This window comes from Parafilimonas sp. (genome assembly GCF_051953455.1).
Taxonomy (GTDB): Bacteria; Bacteroidota; Bacteroidia; order Chitinophagales; family Chitinophagaceae; genus Parafilimonas.
Window position 1 is genome coordinate 37,601 of record NZ_JBQCIT010000051.1, and the last position, 14,646, is coordinate 52,246.

A 14,646-nucleotide genomic window follows, 5' to 3' on the forward strand; every position below is an offset into this window, starting at 1 on the left:
TTAGCAGTTGGCTTAATCCTGAATGTATCCGCCATTTGCCAAAGTACGTTATGAAAAAAGCAACCATGGGCACTCATTTCTTACCGGCTTACCCAATCGCTACGCCTGCACCCATCGCTAAAAATATCCACAAGGTTAAATACTGTCCAAAAATCTTAATCGTTTTCTTTGGAGTGCCGGAACACAATCGTTTGCTGACATCTTTACTTAATATATTTTAAGATTATCGCCATCTGACCAGCATGCCACGTTGTATGAGTAACGATGCGTCCTAACCCTTCTGCTTTTGTTTTTGTTCCAAATTCTTTTGTCGTAACAGTGTTTTCCCAATCGTCTTCGGTTTGGGCCATCAGTATCTTTTTAAGGGTATTGTATGACAGTTGCTGATACGATAACAATTCTGAAAGATTCGTCCATTCACCAGTGTCCTTTTTTACAATTACGGTCTTAGCATGAACCGCTACATCAGTTGCATTAAAAACATTTTTAGCAAAGAGCAGTTCCACATCAGCAATGTGACGTATAAGAAATCCTACAGAATTTGGAGCAGGTGCTAACGTTTTCTTTAAATCTGATTCCTGGATGTGTTCAAGAAGTTGGGAAAAACGGGTTCTGCCTTCTTCCCAAAGTTCTACTAAAAGTGTTGTCTTATTCATAATCGTATTTTTTAGCAACAGCCGTTACCGGGTGTGCAGCAAGTTGTTTCTAAAGGTTTTTCTGCATAAACGGTGATACTTCTGATGCCTGTACCCGATTGTTTGAAAGCGGCAATTTGATCGGCTGATAAGTATTGACTAAGAATATCGTCGGGAATAATGATTGTTTTGTCTTTTTGAATAGTGATGTTTGCAAAGCCATTTGCTTCTATGAGTTCCAGGTACACTTGCTTCTGAATAGCTCCGGCAACACAGCCTGCATACATTTCAGCCGCTTCTTTTATTTCTTTTGGTAACTGGCCTTCTAACACAATATCAGAAATGGAGAAGTGACCACCTGGTTTTAGTACCCTGTACATTTCTTTTATTACTCCGTCTTTATTTGGTACAAGGTTCAATACGCAATTACTTACAATTACATCGGCAGTATTTGCAGTAACTGGCATTTTTTCAATATCACCTTGTCTAAACTCTACATTGTTGAAGCCACGTACTTCGGTATTGTGTCTTGCTTTATCAATCATGGCAGGCGTAAAGTCAATGCCAATTACTTTACCTGTTTCTCCCGTTTCATGCCTTGCTATAAAAGCATCGTTGCCGGCACCGCTTCCCAGGTCAATAACAACATCACCTTTTTTGATTTTAGCAAACTGTGTAGGTAGTCCACAGCCTAAGCCTAAATCCGCATCAGGATTGTACCCTTCAAGTTGCGAATAATCGTCAGCCATAATGTTATATACTTCTGTTGAGCAACCACCAGCACCACAGCAGGAACTTTGGTTGGTTTCTTTGTCCTGTAAAGCAATCTCGCTGTATTTCTGCCTTACCAGTTCCTTTACTTGTTCTTGAGTTTCCATGTTATTTAAATTTTATACTGTTATCGAAATATTACGATGATTATAGTTAAAAAAAGGTCAGCAACAATTGCTGCCGCCTTTATAACTATCGAATAATTGATTTATACAAACCTGTGCTGCCTTCCATTTCTTTTCGTCTATGCAATAGCACACTTTGGCACCCTCAATTTCTCCCTTAATTAAACCTGCTTGTTTTAGTTCTTTCAGATGCTGTGAAACGGTGCTTTGAGATAATGGCAGTTCTTCCACTATATCACCACACTGGCAGGTGGCTTTTGTTGCTAATAATTCCATGATGGCAACTCGTGCCGGATGAGCCAATGCTTTAGCATATTTGGCTAACCTGTTTTCCTTAACACTGAACTCGTGTGATTTAGTTGCACCCATAACTTTATTATCGCAATAATACGATTAATTTTTAAAGTGCAAAAAAATTTCTCGCTCTTGGTTCTTGTCAGGTTAAAGAATGATTGCCGTGTATTGATGACTGCAGCTCTTTGGCAAGGTTGGGTTTTGTGTGTCGGTTTACCGGTATTTTATATCGTCAGCATAGCAACGGAGGCTGATTGAAATCAAAGTACAAACTAAAATTTACTGTTCATCAGTGTTCGCCCAGCTAGAACTATTGTCGAAAGCGAACAAAAATATGATGCTGCAATCTGTCTGCCGGCATAGCAGCAAGCCGAGTGCTGCCTGCTGTTAATTCTTCTCGTCATAGGGAATGTAGCTTTCCCAACGCCAAGGTGTAAAAGTGTCGCCAATGCTGTACGCCAAAAGTTCTTTGAAAATACTTTCTTCATTATCATTGTTAGTCATAATCACAATTGCAATTTTCTTATCGGGAAAACAAATTGAATAATGTTCCAACCATCATCGTGTCCTTCTTTGAAAAATGCTCTGCCATAAGGCGTTTTGAAAACCCCAACTCCTAAGCCTATAACCTAATTGTATATTGTTATTATCCGTACTATCAATTTTTGCAATTGGGCCGGATTGGCTTCTTGATTTAATTCTGACTTGCGTACTTGTCATAATTTTGAAACTTTTTTTGAAAGGTCATTGCTACGTATTAAAGCTGTATAAAATTTTGTAAAGTCCTCCAAAGTTGTACTCATAGAACCTCCTGCACCTGCTTCTTTCCATAGTTCATATGGTTCACCTTTTAATGCTTTAATAGCTCTTTTATATATTTTATGTCTGTTCACTTTTCCAGCGAATGGGTGGCAAAACTATGCCGCAGGCTGTGTATGCCTATATCCTTATGTATCACGGCTTTATTTTTTGCGTTTATGAAAATCTGTTGTATCGTCCTGGTGCGATAGGCTGCAAATACTTGTTCACTTTCAAACAAATAAGTTTTAGGGCGTGGTTTATACAATTATTATAAGGCGCATCTGTTTAATGACGATCTGAATTCTTTCCGGATTTAAAAATTAGTGAGTCAATTGAAAGTTTGCCTGCCCCTGCAAAAATCAACATTATCAATGCTCCGATATAAAGCAAATTAATTTCATATCCGGGAGGGCCAAATTTTGGCCCGTTTGCATCCAGGCCAATGGTTTTTATCGAACTGTATCCATATTTGTATTGAACCGTAAATAAGGCAATGAGCATGGTAATAATTAAAGGAATAGAGGCTATACTTACAAAAGCACCTGCGATTAATGCCACGCCTCCTGCAACCTCTGAAATAATTGCCAGCCAGGCCATAAGCTCAGGCGCAGGAACCCCAGCCTGGTGCAATAATTTAATAAACCCTTCCGGTCCTTTGCTTAACTTGGCATAGCCATGTACAAAAAAACCTATCCCCACAATTATCCTTAAGATAAAAGGCGCCCAGCTATCATATACTTTCTTTGCCGGATTGAATAACGCAGTAATTAATATCATCGTAATTTATTTTAAAAGCTGGTTAATATGATTTAGTTTTTGAATAAAATATTACTCCCTTTTATTTAAATAGCCGGTGCCACATTCTAAGAACTTCTTAAATGTTTCCTTCGACATATATCCTGAAACAGGAGCATTGATGACTTTACCATCTGGTGTTACCAATACATAATGCGGTTGCGAATTATTATTGAAATTTACCTGTTGAAACAAAGACCATTTATCACCAATGGTTTTGATCCTTTTTTTCCGGCCATTCCCCATATCAATAGCAATTTGTTCTTGTTCAGGAAGCGCTTCACGGTCATCAACATATAGCGAGGTAAGTACAACATCATGCTGAAGTATTGGTAAAATATCAGGCTGGCTCCATACAAATTCTTCCATCTTGCGGCAGTTTTCACAACCATATCCGGTAAAGTCTATCAGCACAGGTTTTTGTGTTTGCTCCGCTTTTTCAATAGCATGAAAATAATCGTGCGAAGGATGAAGCCCCAATACGCCATCTGCAGGATTGGCAAAAAAACTAACATTCAGTGGCGGCAGGATACCGCTCAATAAAGAAAGCCGTGGCTTTTGAGAAGGCACTAAACCAGTAGTAAGATAAATTGTAAAAAGAAGGCTTGCCAACCCAACTGCTTTTCTAAACAGTGATATTCGCTGGTTCTTGCTGTCATAAGGAAAACTGATTAAACCAAAGAGATACAATGCAAGCCCTGTTGCAGTAACCATCCAAAGAGCAATAAATAATTCTCTTTTCAACAAAAAAGTCTTTGCCACAAGATCTGCTTTGGAAAGAAACTTAAAAGCAAGCGCTATTTCCACAAAGCCGAGAAAAACCTTCAATGTATTCATCCAACTGCCCGACTTTGGCAGTGACAGGAGCACCTGCGGAAACAAGGCGAGCAAACCAAAAACCAAAGCCCATGATAAACCAAAACCGCCAAGTGCAAATGTTAACAGCAGCGGAACATTTTTTGAACCGGATGCCACGCCGCCTAATAAGCTGCCTAAAATTGGTCCCGTGCAGGAAAAAGAAACGATCACCAATGTTAACGCCATGAAGAATATGCCAACCATCCCGCCTTTATCTTCTGCCTGTGCCGATTTGTTTAACAACCAGTTGGGTAATGAAATATTGTAGTAGCCAAAAAAACTGAATGCAAAAAAAGGAACACCACAAAAAAGAAGATATTGAGCCAGGTACTTGTAGAAATTTCATTGAATATATTGCCGCTGATGCCATCCACAATATGAAATGGAATGCTTAATGCGAGAAAAATTACCAGGATAAAGAGGCCATATAACAGCGCATTCCGGCGGCCGTTTATTTTACCGCTTGCGCTTTTGGTGAAGAAGGAAACGGTAAGGGGAATCATAGGAAATACACATGGCGTAAGCAGGGCAATAAAACCACCCAAAAAACCTAGAAAGAATACCAGCCCGTTTCCGGATCTATCAACAGGCTGTGCAGTTCCGCAGTTTATAAGTGGATGTTTAAAGTCCAGCGAAGAAACCTTGATGCTGTCTGTGTTAATTTGTGTATCAAATTGTTGCTTGTCTGCAACGTTTACTGCAGGCCGGCTGGTGTTGTTTATGGGCTGCTCAAATTCAAGTGTATTAGGGGCGAGGCAAATTTTATCATTGCAAACCTGGAACGTAATTTCCGCTGAAATCTTTGCGTTTTCATCCGCTTGCTTCATCCGGAATTGCTGAACGAATTTTACCGAGTCAGAATAGTAGATGATTTGAACGCCAAATGCTTCGCTGAATTCCTCTATTTTCTTACCCAACTCCTCCACAGTACCTACAGTTTCAACATTGCCTGAAGTGATCTTCATAGTCGTGGGAATACCACTATTTTTTGGCAGATCCTGGGAATACAAATGCCAGCCTTCTTCTATGGTTCCAGTCAATACGGCCTCGTATATATTTGAATCTATTTTATCAACACTGTAATCCCATTTTACAACATCCTTAATTTGAGCTTTTACAGTTATACACGGGAGCAACAAGAGCGCCCATATCCATCTTTTCATGATAATAATATATGTGATTTAAAATAACCGGTTGAAGATACCGGACGAGTCCTTCTGTGTATTCGCGCTATAAAATGACGGATGTTTTTAAAATTCCTTTGCAGGCGGATAGTCTATTGGCACCTGGAACACCTTGCCGGTTATGTTCGTGATAAAGGTGTCGCCAATCACCTGGAGCATATCCATAAAATGTTCTTTCGTATAACCTTTTTCAAAAAAACCTTCAATTAACCTGTCATCAATACTATCAACATGCAATGTCAAACAACCTGCAAGTTTTACCAAAGCATCCAGCCTGCTGTCGAAAGGCGCTACACCGCTGCGCAGCTCCAATATCTCTTCATCACTAAAGCCATTAAGCTTCGCAATCATTGTATGCGCACTCAGGCAATACATGGCATGATTACATTGCGATACGGTAAGCGTTATGGCTTCAACTTCCCGTTTTGATAACGAAGTTTTACGGCGGTAAAAAGAATAGTAATTGCTTAAAGCATTATCTGAATGCATCATAGCCAATAAGAGATTAGGCGTGCGGCCAAGCCGTTTATTGAAGTAGGCTATAAAATCTTTGTTCTTTTTACTTATTCCCGTTTCATCGGGGAGGCTTTTAATATCAGGATATTTAAACATCTTGTCACAAGTTTCTGAACTCAGAGATATTTGTGCCTGCATACATTTTAAAAAACCTGCTGAAATGTGCCGGGCTTTCAAAACCCAATTCAAAAGCAATTTCCTTGGCGGATTTTTCTGTGTAATGGAGGTAACGCTTAGCCTCCAGTATTATCCTGTTGCGGATAAGTACCGACGGTGACGGCTGTTTGAGTAATGCAAAAACATTACTCAATGTTTTCGGTGATTTATTAAGGGCGGCGGCATAAAAACGGACCTCATGTTGTTGTTTGAAATTTGTTTCGAGCAGCAAAGAGAATCTTCTTATAATGTCCATTTTTTCATCGGGGAATAGCTGGTAACTTTCACTTTGGTTCCTCGCCATTCGCGTAGTCTTTATGATCACTCTTTTTAAAAGTGTCCGGAGCATTTCACCCTGAAAATTGTCTGTCAGCATCATCTCACTGGAAAATACTTTTTCCATGTGCGCCATTTCCTCAGCTTCCTGCTTATCCAATACAATGAACATGGGATGCCTTATTCCATAAAAAAGAAATCCTACGCAACCTACTTCAGCATCATGGTCAACAATGCAATAGAATTCCCGGTTAAACTGCCAGGCTGTTAACGATCCGGGGTGTTCAAATACAAAATGCTGATTGGAAACAAGCGGGAGAATACAGGTTCCAGGCATCGTATAACTTATCTCGTCTATGACTACTTCCTGGGCAGCACCCTTGTTATACACGAAAGTATTAATGGGATAAGGAGAGGGTTTATTCAGTCCCTGTCCCGAAAATAATTTATTGCCGCTATGCATGATAAATCGCGCCGATGTTGCATTTTCCTTGTACTCCCTGATCATAATAATTACTTATATGCCAGAATATTTACCTTTTCAATTTCCGGTGCCTTTGCCAATAAATCGGGCGCATTTGCCATCAATGCTTTTGCGATTTCTCCACCGAGATGGGCATCTCTTCCTTCTTCTGTTTCAAACGTATCGAATATGCCAAACGTAGAAGGGCCGATTTGTAACGCATACCAGCGAATGGTTTGCGCTTCCTGTTGCGCTAAAGACAACGCATCTTTTATAAAAGCGGCTACTGTTTGTTCTTTGTCCGGTTTAGCCTCAAGTCTAACCAATAATGAAATTGTTTCCATAATAACTCTTTTAAAATTTTTAAAATACAGCGCCGTTGCGTCAACAAAGTTTATGAAATTATACCTGCGCTATTTTTTGGCAAGCGCCTGTTCGCCAAATTCAATTAATTTTTTCGCATCCACATATCCTATCTGTTTCATGATCAGTTTGCCTTGCGGCGTAAAGAACAATAACGATGGATATTCAGCAACGTGCCATTTTTCTGCTAACGTTAAACCTTCATCTTTTTCCATATCAATCGTGTAATTGATGAAGTTATCGTTAAAATACAACGCTGTTTTCTCATCTTTAAAAGTAACATTCTTAAGCTGGCGGCATGGGCCGCACCAGGTAGTAAAAGCATCAACAAAAATGTATTTACCGTTTTTCCTGGCCTGTGCTGCTATATCTTTCCATTTTCCATTCGTAAACATTATTTCCTTTGCGGGAGGCATGGCACGTTGTTCAGCTTTAGGTTGGGCAACTGCACTTGTTCCGATTAACATTACGACTAAGCTAAACAGTAATAATATTTTGCTGTTATATACTTTAAACATAACTTCTTTAATTAAGATCTTTTTGCAGGCTGGCTGCAACGGTTTTTAAAAGCTCCGGATTTAAACGCTGTGTGAAATCAGGATTGATATATTCAAAATGTATAGTACCCGTTTTATCGAGAATGAATACGGACGGCACAGGCAGTAAAAGATCACTATCCTTTCCGCCTGTGGTTTTGGGCAACATTTCCCAATATCCTTTAGGCGCCTTATACGCAATTCCCAATTGTTTGGAAAGGTTAAGATCCGCATCTGAAAGCAATGTATAGCTCAGCTTCTCTTTTGTTGCTGACCGCGTTAAGCCTTCAGGGGCATCTGTGCTGATAGCAATAAGCTGATAACCGAGGTTTTCCAATTCAGGCGCTGCCTGTTGCAGCCCGGAAAGCTGCTTCGAACAATACGGGCACCAGCCGCCACGGTAAATAATTAAAATGGTTGGCTTTTCCGCTACTGCTTTATTCAGGTCGAAACTTTTTCCCATAACATCTGTGAGCGTTGCCATGGGAATTTTCTCTCCGTTAAGTAACGGGCTGATGTCTTCCGGTTTTTGCGGGACCATGTAAGACATTTGACCGGCATTCATGGCAGCGGCCTCCGTAGATTGTATTGCTTCCTGGCCGCGAACCATTTGTATTGAGCATGCGGACAACAGGACTACCGCAATGAATTTGAACGATAGTTTAGTAGTAGGTTTCATTTATGTAGTTGTTTTTTATTGTAAGTTTTACTACGATGTTTTAAAAATATTAATCAAGATATTAATCAAGCATTTTTGCCAGCGGAAACTCAATAGGCACTTTGGTAACTGCATGAAGTATATTGCTAATGGTTCTGTCGCCAACAAGAATAATAATATCCATCAGGTTTTCTTTAGTATAACCTGCTTCAAAAAAAGCATCAAGCAACGCAGGATTTTCTATATGCCTGTTTTCAGAAAGTTCCCTTGTTAATTTTACCAATGCATCCAGCCTGGTATCAAACGGTGCATTGCCTGACCTTACCTGGATGGTTTCTTCTTCTGTAAAGCCGGATTGCTTGGCAATCATGGTATGTGCACTCAGGCAATACATGCAGTTATTTACTTCGCTTACTACCAGGTTCACAGCCTCTGTTTCTTTCACGCTTAAAGAATTTGGGCTTGTTTCAAGCTTGAAGTATGCATCAAGCGCATTTTCAGAATAAGCAAGTGTTGAATACAAATTGGGCACCGCGCCAAATACACGTTTCATCTCATCAAATACCTGTTGGTTTTTTGCCGAAACATTTTCTTTTTTCAGAACTTCAAATATGTTACTCATCTTCTGCTTGTTTTAATGATCTAAATCTTTCAAATAATTTATAGCACAAAAGTAGATGAGGCAATAACCGTTGCAGGTATCTCAATTTCCCGTTCTGTTGTCGGAACTTCCCGATGCTGCATATTTAATTAAATATCATCCGGAAAGAATTATTGATATAATGATTCGTAAATAAATATTATTAATTAACTGGCAAGATTATCAGCTAATATTTAGTTGTATTAATGAAAAAATCAGGCTGAAGATGCTTCATTGCGAGATTCGGCATGATGCTGAAAAACTAAATGAAGAATTGAAAAGATTTAAGCCTATACCTAAAATTTCAAATGTTACCAATCAACAGGTAATGGATAATTATTTCCAGGTGAAACTGGATAGTTAAAATTTAATTGAACAGGAAATTTACCGGCTGGAGATGTACCGAAAAGATTGAAAATTATATTCAATAATTATGAAGCAATCTTAATTCGCTTACATTAAGTTCTTTACATCTATTGGCAAGATTACCGTTTTAATTAACCAATTATTTACTGGTAAATTAAAAAAGACCGCTAAAGCGGCCTTTTTTAATTTTTTGATAATTAAGTGCCCGGAACAGGAATCGAACCTGCACATCCGTGAAGATACCAGATTTTGAGTCTGACGCGTCTACCAATTCCGCCATCCGGGCTTTGAAAAGGAGTGCAATGTTACATCCTGAAATCAAATCAGCCAAACACTACTGGCAACATTTCTTTTTGGGAAAGAAAAAATTTCTGAACCAGCGGGCTATCTGCTTTAATGTTTTCATTGTGTTGCAAAGGTACAATATGGTTAACTCACCGCTTATGCAATCGGGGTTCATCTATCGTTAAAAATAATATATTGCAAAAACTTCATTACGTGTATTTTTCACACATCTTTGTTGTCTATAAACGATTGCCATGGCATTAACTGCTTCCTCTGCTCCCGCTTTTGTATCAAAGCCAAGATTAAGTTTTGCGCAGGTATTCAATATGAGTTTTGGGTTTTTTGGAATACAGTTCGGGTGGGATCTTCAGCGTGCCAATATGGGCCCTATTTACGAGTACCTGAAAGCATCACCGGAGCAGATACCGTTGTTATTCCTGGCCGCACCACTTACAGGCTTAATCGTACAGCCTATTATCGGTTATATGAGCGACAGGACCTGGCACCCGCGCTGGGGCCGCAGAAGGCCTTATTTTTTTGTTGGGGCAATGTTAAGTACCATCTGTTTATTTCTTATGCCCAACAGCGGCTCCTTATGGATGGCCGCCGGTTTATTATGGATTTTAGATACATCCGGCAATATTGCCATGGAACCTTTCAGGGCGTTTGTGGCAGATAAATTACCTGAAAGCCAGCGTACAGAGGGTTTTGCCATGCAGAGCTTTTTAATTGGCCTGGGCGGAAGCATTGCATCGGCCTTACCCTGGCTTATGTCGCATGTGTTTAATGTGCCGAGTGTTTCAACAAAAGGAGGAATTCCGCCCACGGTTGAATTTGCTTTTTATGCAGGCGCGGCTATATTTTTCATAGCCGTTTTGTACACTATTCTTACATCAAAAGAATATCCGCCCGTAGCTATTCCTGCACAAAAAAAAATTGAAGAAAACAAAAAGGGTATCAGTCATGGCGTTACTGAAATTACACATGCCATTAAAAACATGCCCTCAAAAATGAAGCGGCTCGCACTGGTGCAGTTCTTTACATGGCCGGGATTATTTTTAATGTGGTTTTATTATAACACGGCTGTTGCAAGAAATATTTTTCATGCAGCAGATACTGCTGATCCGCTTTATGCAAAGGGTATAGAATATGGCGGCTTAACCTTATCTTATTACAGCATTATATCTTTTTTATTCGCCTTGCTCATACCGGTTATTGCCAAAAGACTTGGCCGGAAAACCACGCACACATTGTGTTTGCTGTGTGGCGCCATCGGTTTAATTTCCGTGCGGTTTGTAACGCAGCCTTATGAATTATATTTTTGTATGACAGGCGTTGGCATTGCCTGGAGCAGTATTCTTTCCATGCCTTACGCTATGCTGGCCGGGGCTTTACCAGAAGATAAAATTGGTGTTTATATGGGCATCTTTAATTTCTTTATTGTATTGCCCGAAATAATTGCTTCCCTCTTTTTTGGATGGATAATGGAACATTTATTAAACAACGACAGGATGCTTGCCGTACAAATTGGCGGAGCGCTTATGGTGCTTGCAGCCATTCTTTGTTATAGTTTAATATATGAAAATAAAAATGATCCGGCTGGTGATGCCGCCATGTATGAAACAGCAGATGACCGGCCCGTATAACAGATATTCATTAGTTATATTTTTTAATTCTTGTTATGTATAAATTATTTGCATCATTCCTTATTTGCATTATTTGCTGCTCATCATTATCAGCACAAACAATTGATGTTTATCCCACACACTGGTGGACAGGCATGAAGAATCCTGAATTGCAGTTAATGGTTCATTCACCCAATATTGCAGCCAGAATTCCCATGATTAAAATGACGGAAGCCGGTATACAGCTTGCAGATGGTATCACGCTAAAAAAGATGGAAAGGGTTGAAAATCCAAACTATATTTTTTTTAATCTTGTGATTGATAAAGATGCAAAGCCTGGCAAGCGCACTTTTAGTTTTGGAGAAGGAAAGCAAAAGGTGAGTATTAATTATGAATTGAAAGAAAGGCGGCAGGGCAATGGCACTGCTTTTGCACAGGGTGTTACTTCTTCCGATTTTATTTATCTTTTAATGCCCGACCGTTTCAGCAATGGCGATACAACAAACGATCGCATTGCAGGCATGAAAGATCAATCGCTCAACCGCGATTCTATTTTTCTGCGGCACGGCGGCGATTTACAGGGTGTTATCAATCATCTTGATTATTTAAAAGACCTGGGCGTTACGACTTTATGGATGACGCCGGTTATTGAGAATGATATGCCCAACCGCACTGAACATGGTTATGCTTTCACCAATCATTACAAAATTGAACCACGCATTGGCGGCGAAAAAGCTTATTTGCAATTAAGTGACGAACTGCATAAACGCGGTATGAAACTGATACAGGATGCGGTGTACAATCATGTTGGCCTGTATAATTTTTTTGTGCAGGATATGCCTTCAAAAGACTGGCTGCATCAATGGCCGCAATTCACACAGACCAGTTACAGGGAGCAGCCTTTGTTTGATCCGCATGCAGCGGAAACTGACAGGAAAAAATCAAGCGATGGATGGTTCACGCAGCAAATGCCCGACCTGAATCAATCCAATCCTTTTGTAGCCAATTTTCTAATCCAGCATGCCATTTATTCGGTTGAAGAGTTTGGAGTGGATGGCTGGCGCATTGATACTTATATTTATAACGACCTTGAGTTTATGAACCGCTGTAATAAAGCGCTCACGGATGAATACCCGCATATAACCATGTTTGGTGAAGCCTGGGTGCATGGCACCGCAAATGAAGCTTACTTTGCAGAGAATAATATCAATACACCTTTTAAAAGCAACCTGCAGGGCATTACAGATTTTCAATGTTTGTTTTATGGCATTCAGCCGGCAATGAATGAAGCTTTCGGATGGACGGATGGCGTAAATAAACTTTACACCACTTTAAGCAATGATTTCTTATACAAAGACCCAACACGCAATGTTATTTTTTTAGATAATCATGACCTCAGCCGCTGGTATTCTGTGGTGAATGAAAGTTTGCAAAAAGATAAGATGGGCTTTATATGGCTGCTCACCTGCCGCGGCATTCCGCAAATGTATTATGGCGATGAAGTATTAATGAAAGGTGTTACCAATCCTGACGGCTGGGTACGGCTTGATTTTCCGGGTGGATGGAATGGCGATAGTGCAAATGCTTTTACAGGAAAGAACTTAAATGCAGATCAGTTAGCTATTCAATTATTAATAAAAACGTTGGCCAACTTCAGAAAGAATTCATCAGCATTAAAGACGGGCAAGCTCCTGCAATATTTACCTGTTGACGGGCTATATGTTTACTTCAGGTATGATGAAAATCAAACCATCATGGTTGCATTAAATACAAGCGATAAACAGCAAGCAGTTGATTTTTCAAAGTATGCTGAACGTACTTCAGGCTTTACAAATGCCGTAAATGTGCTGGATAATACTTCACATGCAATCTCCTCTCCCATTACCATTGATTCATTGCAGGCATTGGTGTTTGAACTAAAGAAATAATCTTTTACGAAATTGAAAAATTATAAAAAAAATGACGGCTTATAAAAGGCCGTCATTTTTTTTGACGAATGATTTGATTATTATTATAAGTCAAAAGCTTCTTTTATCTTATCAACATAATCAAGCTTTTCCCAGGTAAATAATTCAACGCTTCTGTTAACCTTTTTGCCTTCAGGAGAGGTAAATGTTTTTTCAACTACTTCATTTTTACGGCCCATATGGCCATAAGCTGCTGTTTCGCTGTAAATAGGATTGCGCAGCTTTAAGCGCTGTTCAATAAAATATGGGCGAAGGTCAAAAATACTTTCAACCTTTTTGCTTATTTCACCATCGGTTAAACCAACTTTTGATGTGCCAAATGTTTTTACATTAATGCTTGTGGGTTTTGCAACGCCTATAGCATAAGACACCTGTACAAGCGCTTCATCGCACACACCTGCAGCCACAAGGTTTTTTGCAATATGACGTGTAGCATAAGCAGCAGAACGGTCAACCTTGCTTGGGTCTTTGCCGCTGAAGGCACCACCGCCATGGGCGCCTTTACCTCCATAAGTGTCAACAATAATTTTTCTGCCTGTTAAACCGGTATCGCCATGCGGGCCGCCGATTACGAACTTACCTGTTGGGTTAACATGATAAGTAATACTATCTGTAAATAAAGGTTTGAATTCAGGGTTCTTCTTTAATATTCTTGGAATAAGGATATCGAGCATGTCCTGCTTAATTTTCTTAAGCATGTTTTCTTCCGTATCAAAATCATCATGCTGTGTTGATATGACAATGGCATCAATTCTCACAGGTTTATTATCATCAGAATATTCCAATGTAACCTGGCTTTTAGCATCAGGCCTTAAGTAAGTTATATCTTTATTTTCACGGCGCAGTTCGGCCAGTTCTATTAAAAGTTTATGCGCAATATTTAATGCCAGCGGCATATAATCTTCCGTTTCATTAATCGCGTAGCCAAACATCATACCCTGGTCGCCGGCGCCCTGGTCTTCTTTGCTGGCCCTGTCAACACCCTGGTTAATATCGGGCGACTGTTCGTGTATGGCGGAAAGCACACCACAGGAATGCGCTTCAAACATATACTCGCTTTTGGTATAACCGATTTTGCGAATAACGTTGCGTGCAATATCCTGCACATCAAGATATGCTTTTGATTTCACTTCGCCGGCGAGGATAACCTGGCCTGTTGTTACCAGCGTTTCGCAGGCAACTTTACTGTTTTCATCAAAGGCAAGAAAATTATCAATTAAAGCGTCAGATATCTGGTCTGCAATTTTATCAGGATGTCCTTCAGATACACTTTCGGACGTAAATAAATAAGGCATATATTTTTTTTAGGAGTTGCAAATATAGTGTTATGCA

The 14,646-nt window shown here is 39.7% G+C and carries 16 protein-coding genes and 1 tRNA gene; 3 read left to right on the top strand and 14 right to left on the bottom strand.

Translation table 11 applies throughout. The features are described from left to right. Positions 1-203 precede the first annotated feature (203 nt). The 12 genes from ACTHN6_RS18070 to ACTHN6_RS18125 form a co-directional block, all read right to left on the bottom strand. Positions 204-656: a DinB family protein gene (locus ACTHN6_RS18070; protein WP_440437177.1), complete on the bottom strand. Its 453-nt coding sequence runs from the start codon at positions 654-656 to the stop codon at positions 204-206. 11 nt (positions 657-667) lie between these two features. After that, positions 668-1,513: an arsenite methyltransferase gene (locus ACTHN6_RS18075; RefSeq protein ID WP_440437178.1), complete on the bottom strand. Its 846-nt coding sequence runs from the start codon at positions 1,511-1,513 to the stop codon at positions 668-670. Positions 1,514-1,570: 57 nt separating this feature from the next. After that, positions 1,571-1,900, bottom strand: a complete 330-nt coding sequence (locus tag ACTHN6_RS18080; RefSeq protein WP_440437179.1) for an ArsR/SmtB family transcription factor — start codon at positions 1,898-1,900, stop codon at positions 1,571-1,573. 1,011 nt (positions 1,901-2,911) lie between these two features. Further along, a complete protein-coding gene (locus ACTHN6_RS18085; RefSeq protein WP_440437180.1) occupies positions 2,912-3,403 on the bottom strand; it encodes a DoxX family protein in 492 nt (163 codons plus the stop codon). Between the two features lie 51 nt (positions 3,404-3,454). Further along, the gene (locus tag ACTHN6_RS18090; protein WP_440437181.1) at positions 3,455-4,522 is read right to left on the bottom strand and encodes a protein-disulfide reductase DsbD family protein; all 1,068 of its coding nucleotides are present in this window, start codon (positions 4,520-4,522) and stop codon (positions 3,455-3,457) included. Further along, positions 4,516-5,442, bottom strand: a complete 927-nt coding sequence (locus tag ACTHN6_RS18095) for a protein-disulfide reductase DsbD domain-containing protein (RefSeq protein WP_440437182.1) — start codon at positions 5,440-5,442, stop codon at positions 4,516-4,518. Before ACTHN6_RS18095 ends, ACTHN6_RS18090 begins: the two co-directional genes overlap by 7 nt. An 87-nt stretch (positions 5,443-5,529) precedes the next feature. Further along, complete coding sequence (locus tag ACTHN6_RS18100; protein ID WP_440437183.1) at positions 5,530-6,075, bottom strand: carboxymuconolactone decarboxylase family protein; 546 nt, start codon at positions 6,073-6,075, stop codon at positions 5,530-5,532. 4 nt (positions 6,076-6,079) lie between these two features. Further along, positions 6,080-6,919, bottom strand: a complete 840-nt coding sequence (locus tag ACTHN6_RS18105; RefSeq protein WP_440437184.1) for a helix-turn-helix domain-containing protein — start codon at positions 6,917-6,919, stop codon at positions 6,080-6,082. Positions 6,920-6,924: 5 nt separating this feature from the next. Further along, positions 6,925-7,218 (bottom strand): putative quinol monooxygenase, encoded by a 294-nt coding sequence (locus tag ACTHN6_RS18110; RefSeq protein ID WP_440437185.1) that lies wholly within the window; start codon positions 7,216-7,218, stop codon positions 6,925-6,927. A 69-nt stretch (positions 7,219-7,287) separates the two neighbouring features. Beyond that, on the bottom strand, positions 7,288-7,755 hold the full coding sequence (locus tag ACTHN6_RS18115) for a thioredoxin family protein (protein WP_440437186.1): 468 nt from the start codon (positions 7,753-7,755) through the stop codon (positions 7,288-7,290). Between the two features lie 7 nt (positions 7,756-7,762). Continuing rightward, on the bottom strand, positions 7,763-8,452 hold the full coding sequence (locus tag ACTHN6_RS18120; protein WP_440437187.1) for a peroxiredoxin-like family protein: 690 nt from the start codon (positions 8,450-8,452) through the stop codon (positions 7,763-7,765). Positions 8,453-8,513: 61 nt separating this feature from the next. Then, positions 8,514-9,053: a carboxymuconolactone decarboxylase family protein gene (locus ACTHN6_RS18125; protein ID WP_440437188.1), complete on the bottom strand. Its 540-nt coding sequence runs from the start codon at positions 9,051-9,053 to the stop codon at positions 8,514-8,516. 244 nt (positions 9,054-9,297) lie between these two features. Between ACTHN6_RS18125 and ACTHN6_RS18130 the strand changes: the two genes are divergently transcribed. Then, positions 9,298-9,435 carry a hypothetical protein gene (locus tag ACTHN6_RS18130; RefSeq protein ID WP_440437189.1) on the top strand — a complete coding sequence of 46 codons (138 nt, stop codon included), beginning with the start codon at positions 9,298-9,300 and terminating at the stop codon, positions 9,433-9,435. A gap of 204 nt (positions 9,436-9,639) precedes the next feature. On the opposite strand, the gene ACTHN6_RS18135 is transcribed toward ACTHN6_RS18130, so the two are convergent. Then, a tRNA-Leu gene (locus ACTHN6_RS18135) sits at positions 9,640-9,723 on the bottom strand. A gap of 253 nt (positions 9,724-9,976) precedes the next feature. On the opposite strand from ACTHN6_RS18135, the gene ACTHN6_RS18140 reads away from it, so the two are divergent. Further along, positions 9,977-11,368, top strand: a complete 1,392-nt coding sequence (locus tag ACTHN6_RS18140) for an MFS transporter (protein WP_440437190.1) — start codon at positions 9,977-9,979, stop codon at positions 11,366-11,368. 35 nt (positions 11,369-11,403) lie between these two features. After that, positions 11,404-13,275 (top strand): alpha-amylase family glycosyl hydrolase, encoded by a 1,872-nt coding sequence (locus ACTHN6_RS18145; protein WP_440437191.1) that lies wholly within the window; start codon positions 11,404-11,406, stop codon positions 13,273-13,275. An 83-nt stretch (positions 13,276-13,358) separates the two neighbouring features. Here the strand turns inward: ACTHN6_RS18145 and metK are convergent, their stop codons facing one another. Continuing rightward, positions 13,359-14,609: a methionine adenosyltransferase gene (metK, locus tag ACTHN6_RS18150; RefSeq protein ID WP_440437192.1), complete on the bottom strand. Its 1,251-nt coding sequence runs from the start codon at positions 14,607-14,609 to the stop codon at positions 13,359-13,361. Positions 14,610-14,646 lie beyond the last annotated feature (37 nt).

Bases quoted from the DNA above. Each gene is read 5' to 3' on its own strand.
- ACTHN6_RS18115 (WP_440437186.1), bottom strand. From the start codon at position 7,755: ATGTTTAAAGTATATAACAGCAAAATATTATTACTGTTTAGCTTAGTC.
- ACTHN6_RS18145 (WP_440437191.1), top strand. From the start codon at position 11,404: ATGTATAAATTATTTGCATCATTCCTTATTTGCATTATTTGCTGCTCA.
- ACTHN6_RS18075 (WP_440437178.1), bottom strand. From the start codon at position 1,513: ATGGAAACTCAAGAACAAGTAAAGGAACTGGTAAGGCAGAAATACAGC.
- ACTHN6_RS18120 (WP_440437187.1), bottom strand. From the start codon at position 8,452: ATGAAACCTACTACTAAACTATCGTTCAAATTCATTGCGGTAGTCCTG.
- ACTHN6_RS18125 (WP_440437188.1), bottom strand. From the start codon at position 9,053: ATGAGTAACATATTTGAAGTTCTGAAAAAAGAAAATGTTTCGGCAAAA.
- ACTHN6_RS18095 (WP_440437182.1), bottom strand. From the start codon at position 5,442: ATGAAAAGATGGATATGGGCGCTCTTGTTGCTCCCGTGTATAACTGTA.
- ACTHN6_RS18080 (WP_440437179.1), bottom strand. From the start codon at position 1,900: ATGGGTGCAACTAAATCACACGAGTTCAGTGTTAAGGAAAACAGGTTA.
- ACTHN6_RS18110 (WP_440437185.1), bottom strand. From the start codon at position 7,218: ATGGAAACAATTTCATTATTGGTTAGACTTGAGGCTAAACCGGACAAA.
- ACTHN6_RS18100 (WP_440437183.1), bottom strand. From the start codon at position 6,075: ATGTTTAAATATCCTGATATTAAAAGCCTCCCCGATGAAACGGGAATA.
- ACTHN6_RS18140 (WP_440437190.1), top strand. From the start codon at position 9,977: ATGGCATTAACTGCTTCCTCTGCTCCCGCTTTTGTATCAAAGCCAAGA.
- ACTHN6_RS18085 (WP_440437180.1), bottom strand. From the start codon at position 3,403: ATGATATTAATTACTGCGTTATTCAATCCGGCAAAGAAAGTATATGAT.
- metK (WP_440437192.1), bottom strand. From the start codon at position 14,609: ATGCCTTATTTATTTACGTCCGAAAGTGTATCTGAAGGACATCCTGAT.
- ACTHN6_RS18105 (WP_440437184.1), bottom strand. From the start codon at position 6,919: ATGATCAGGGAGTACAAGGAAAATGCAACATCGGCGCGATTTATCATG.
- ACTHN6_RS18130 (WP_440437189.1), top strand. From the start codon at position 9,298: ATGCTTCATTGCGAGATTCGGCATGATGCTGAAAAACTAAATGAAGAA.
- ACTHN6_RS18070 (WP_440437177.1), bottom strand. From the start codon at position 656: ATGAATAAGACAACACTTTTAGTAGAACTTTGGGAAGAAGGCAGAACC.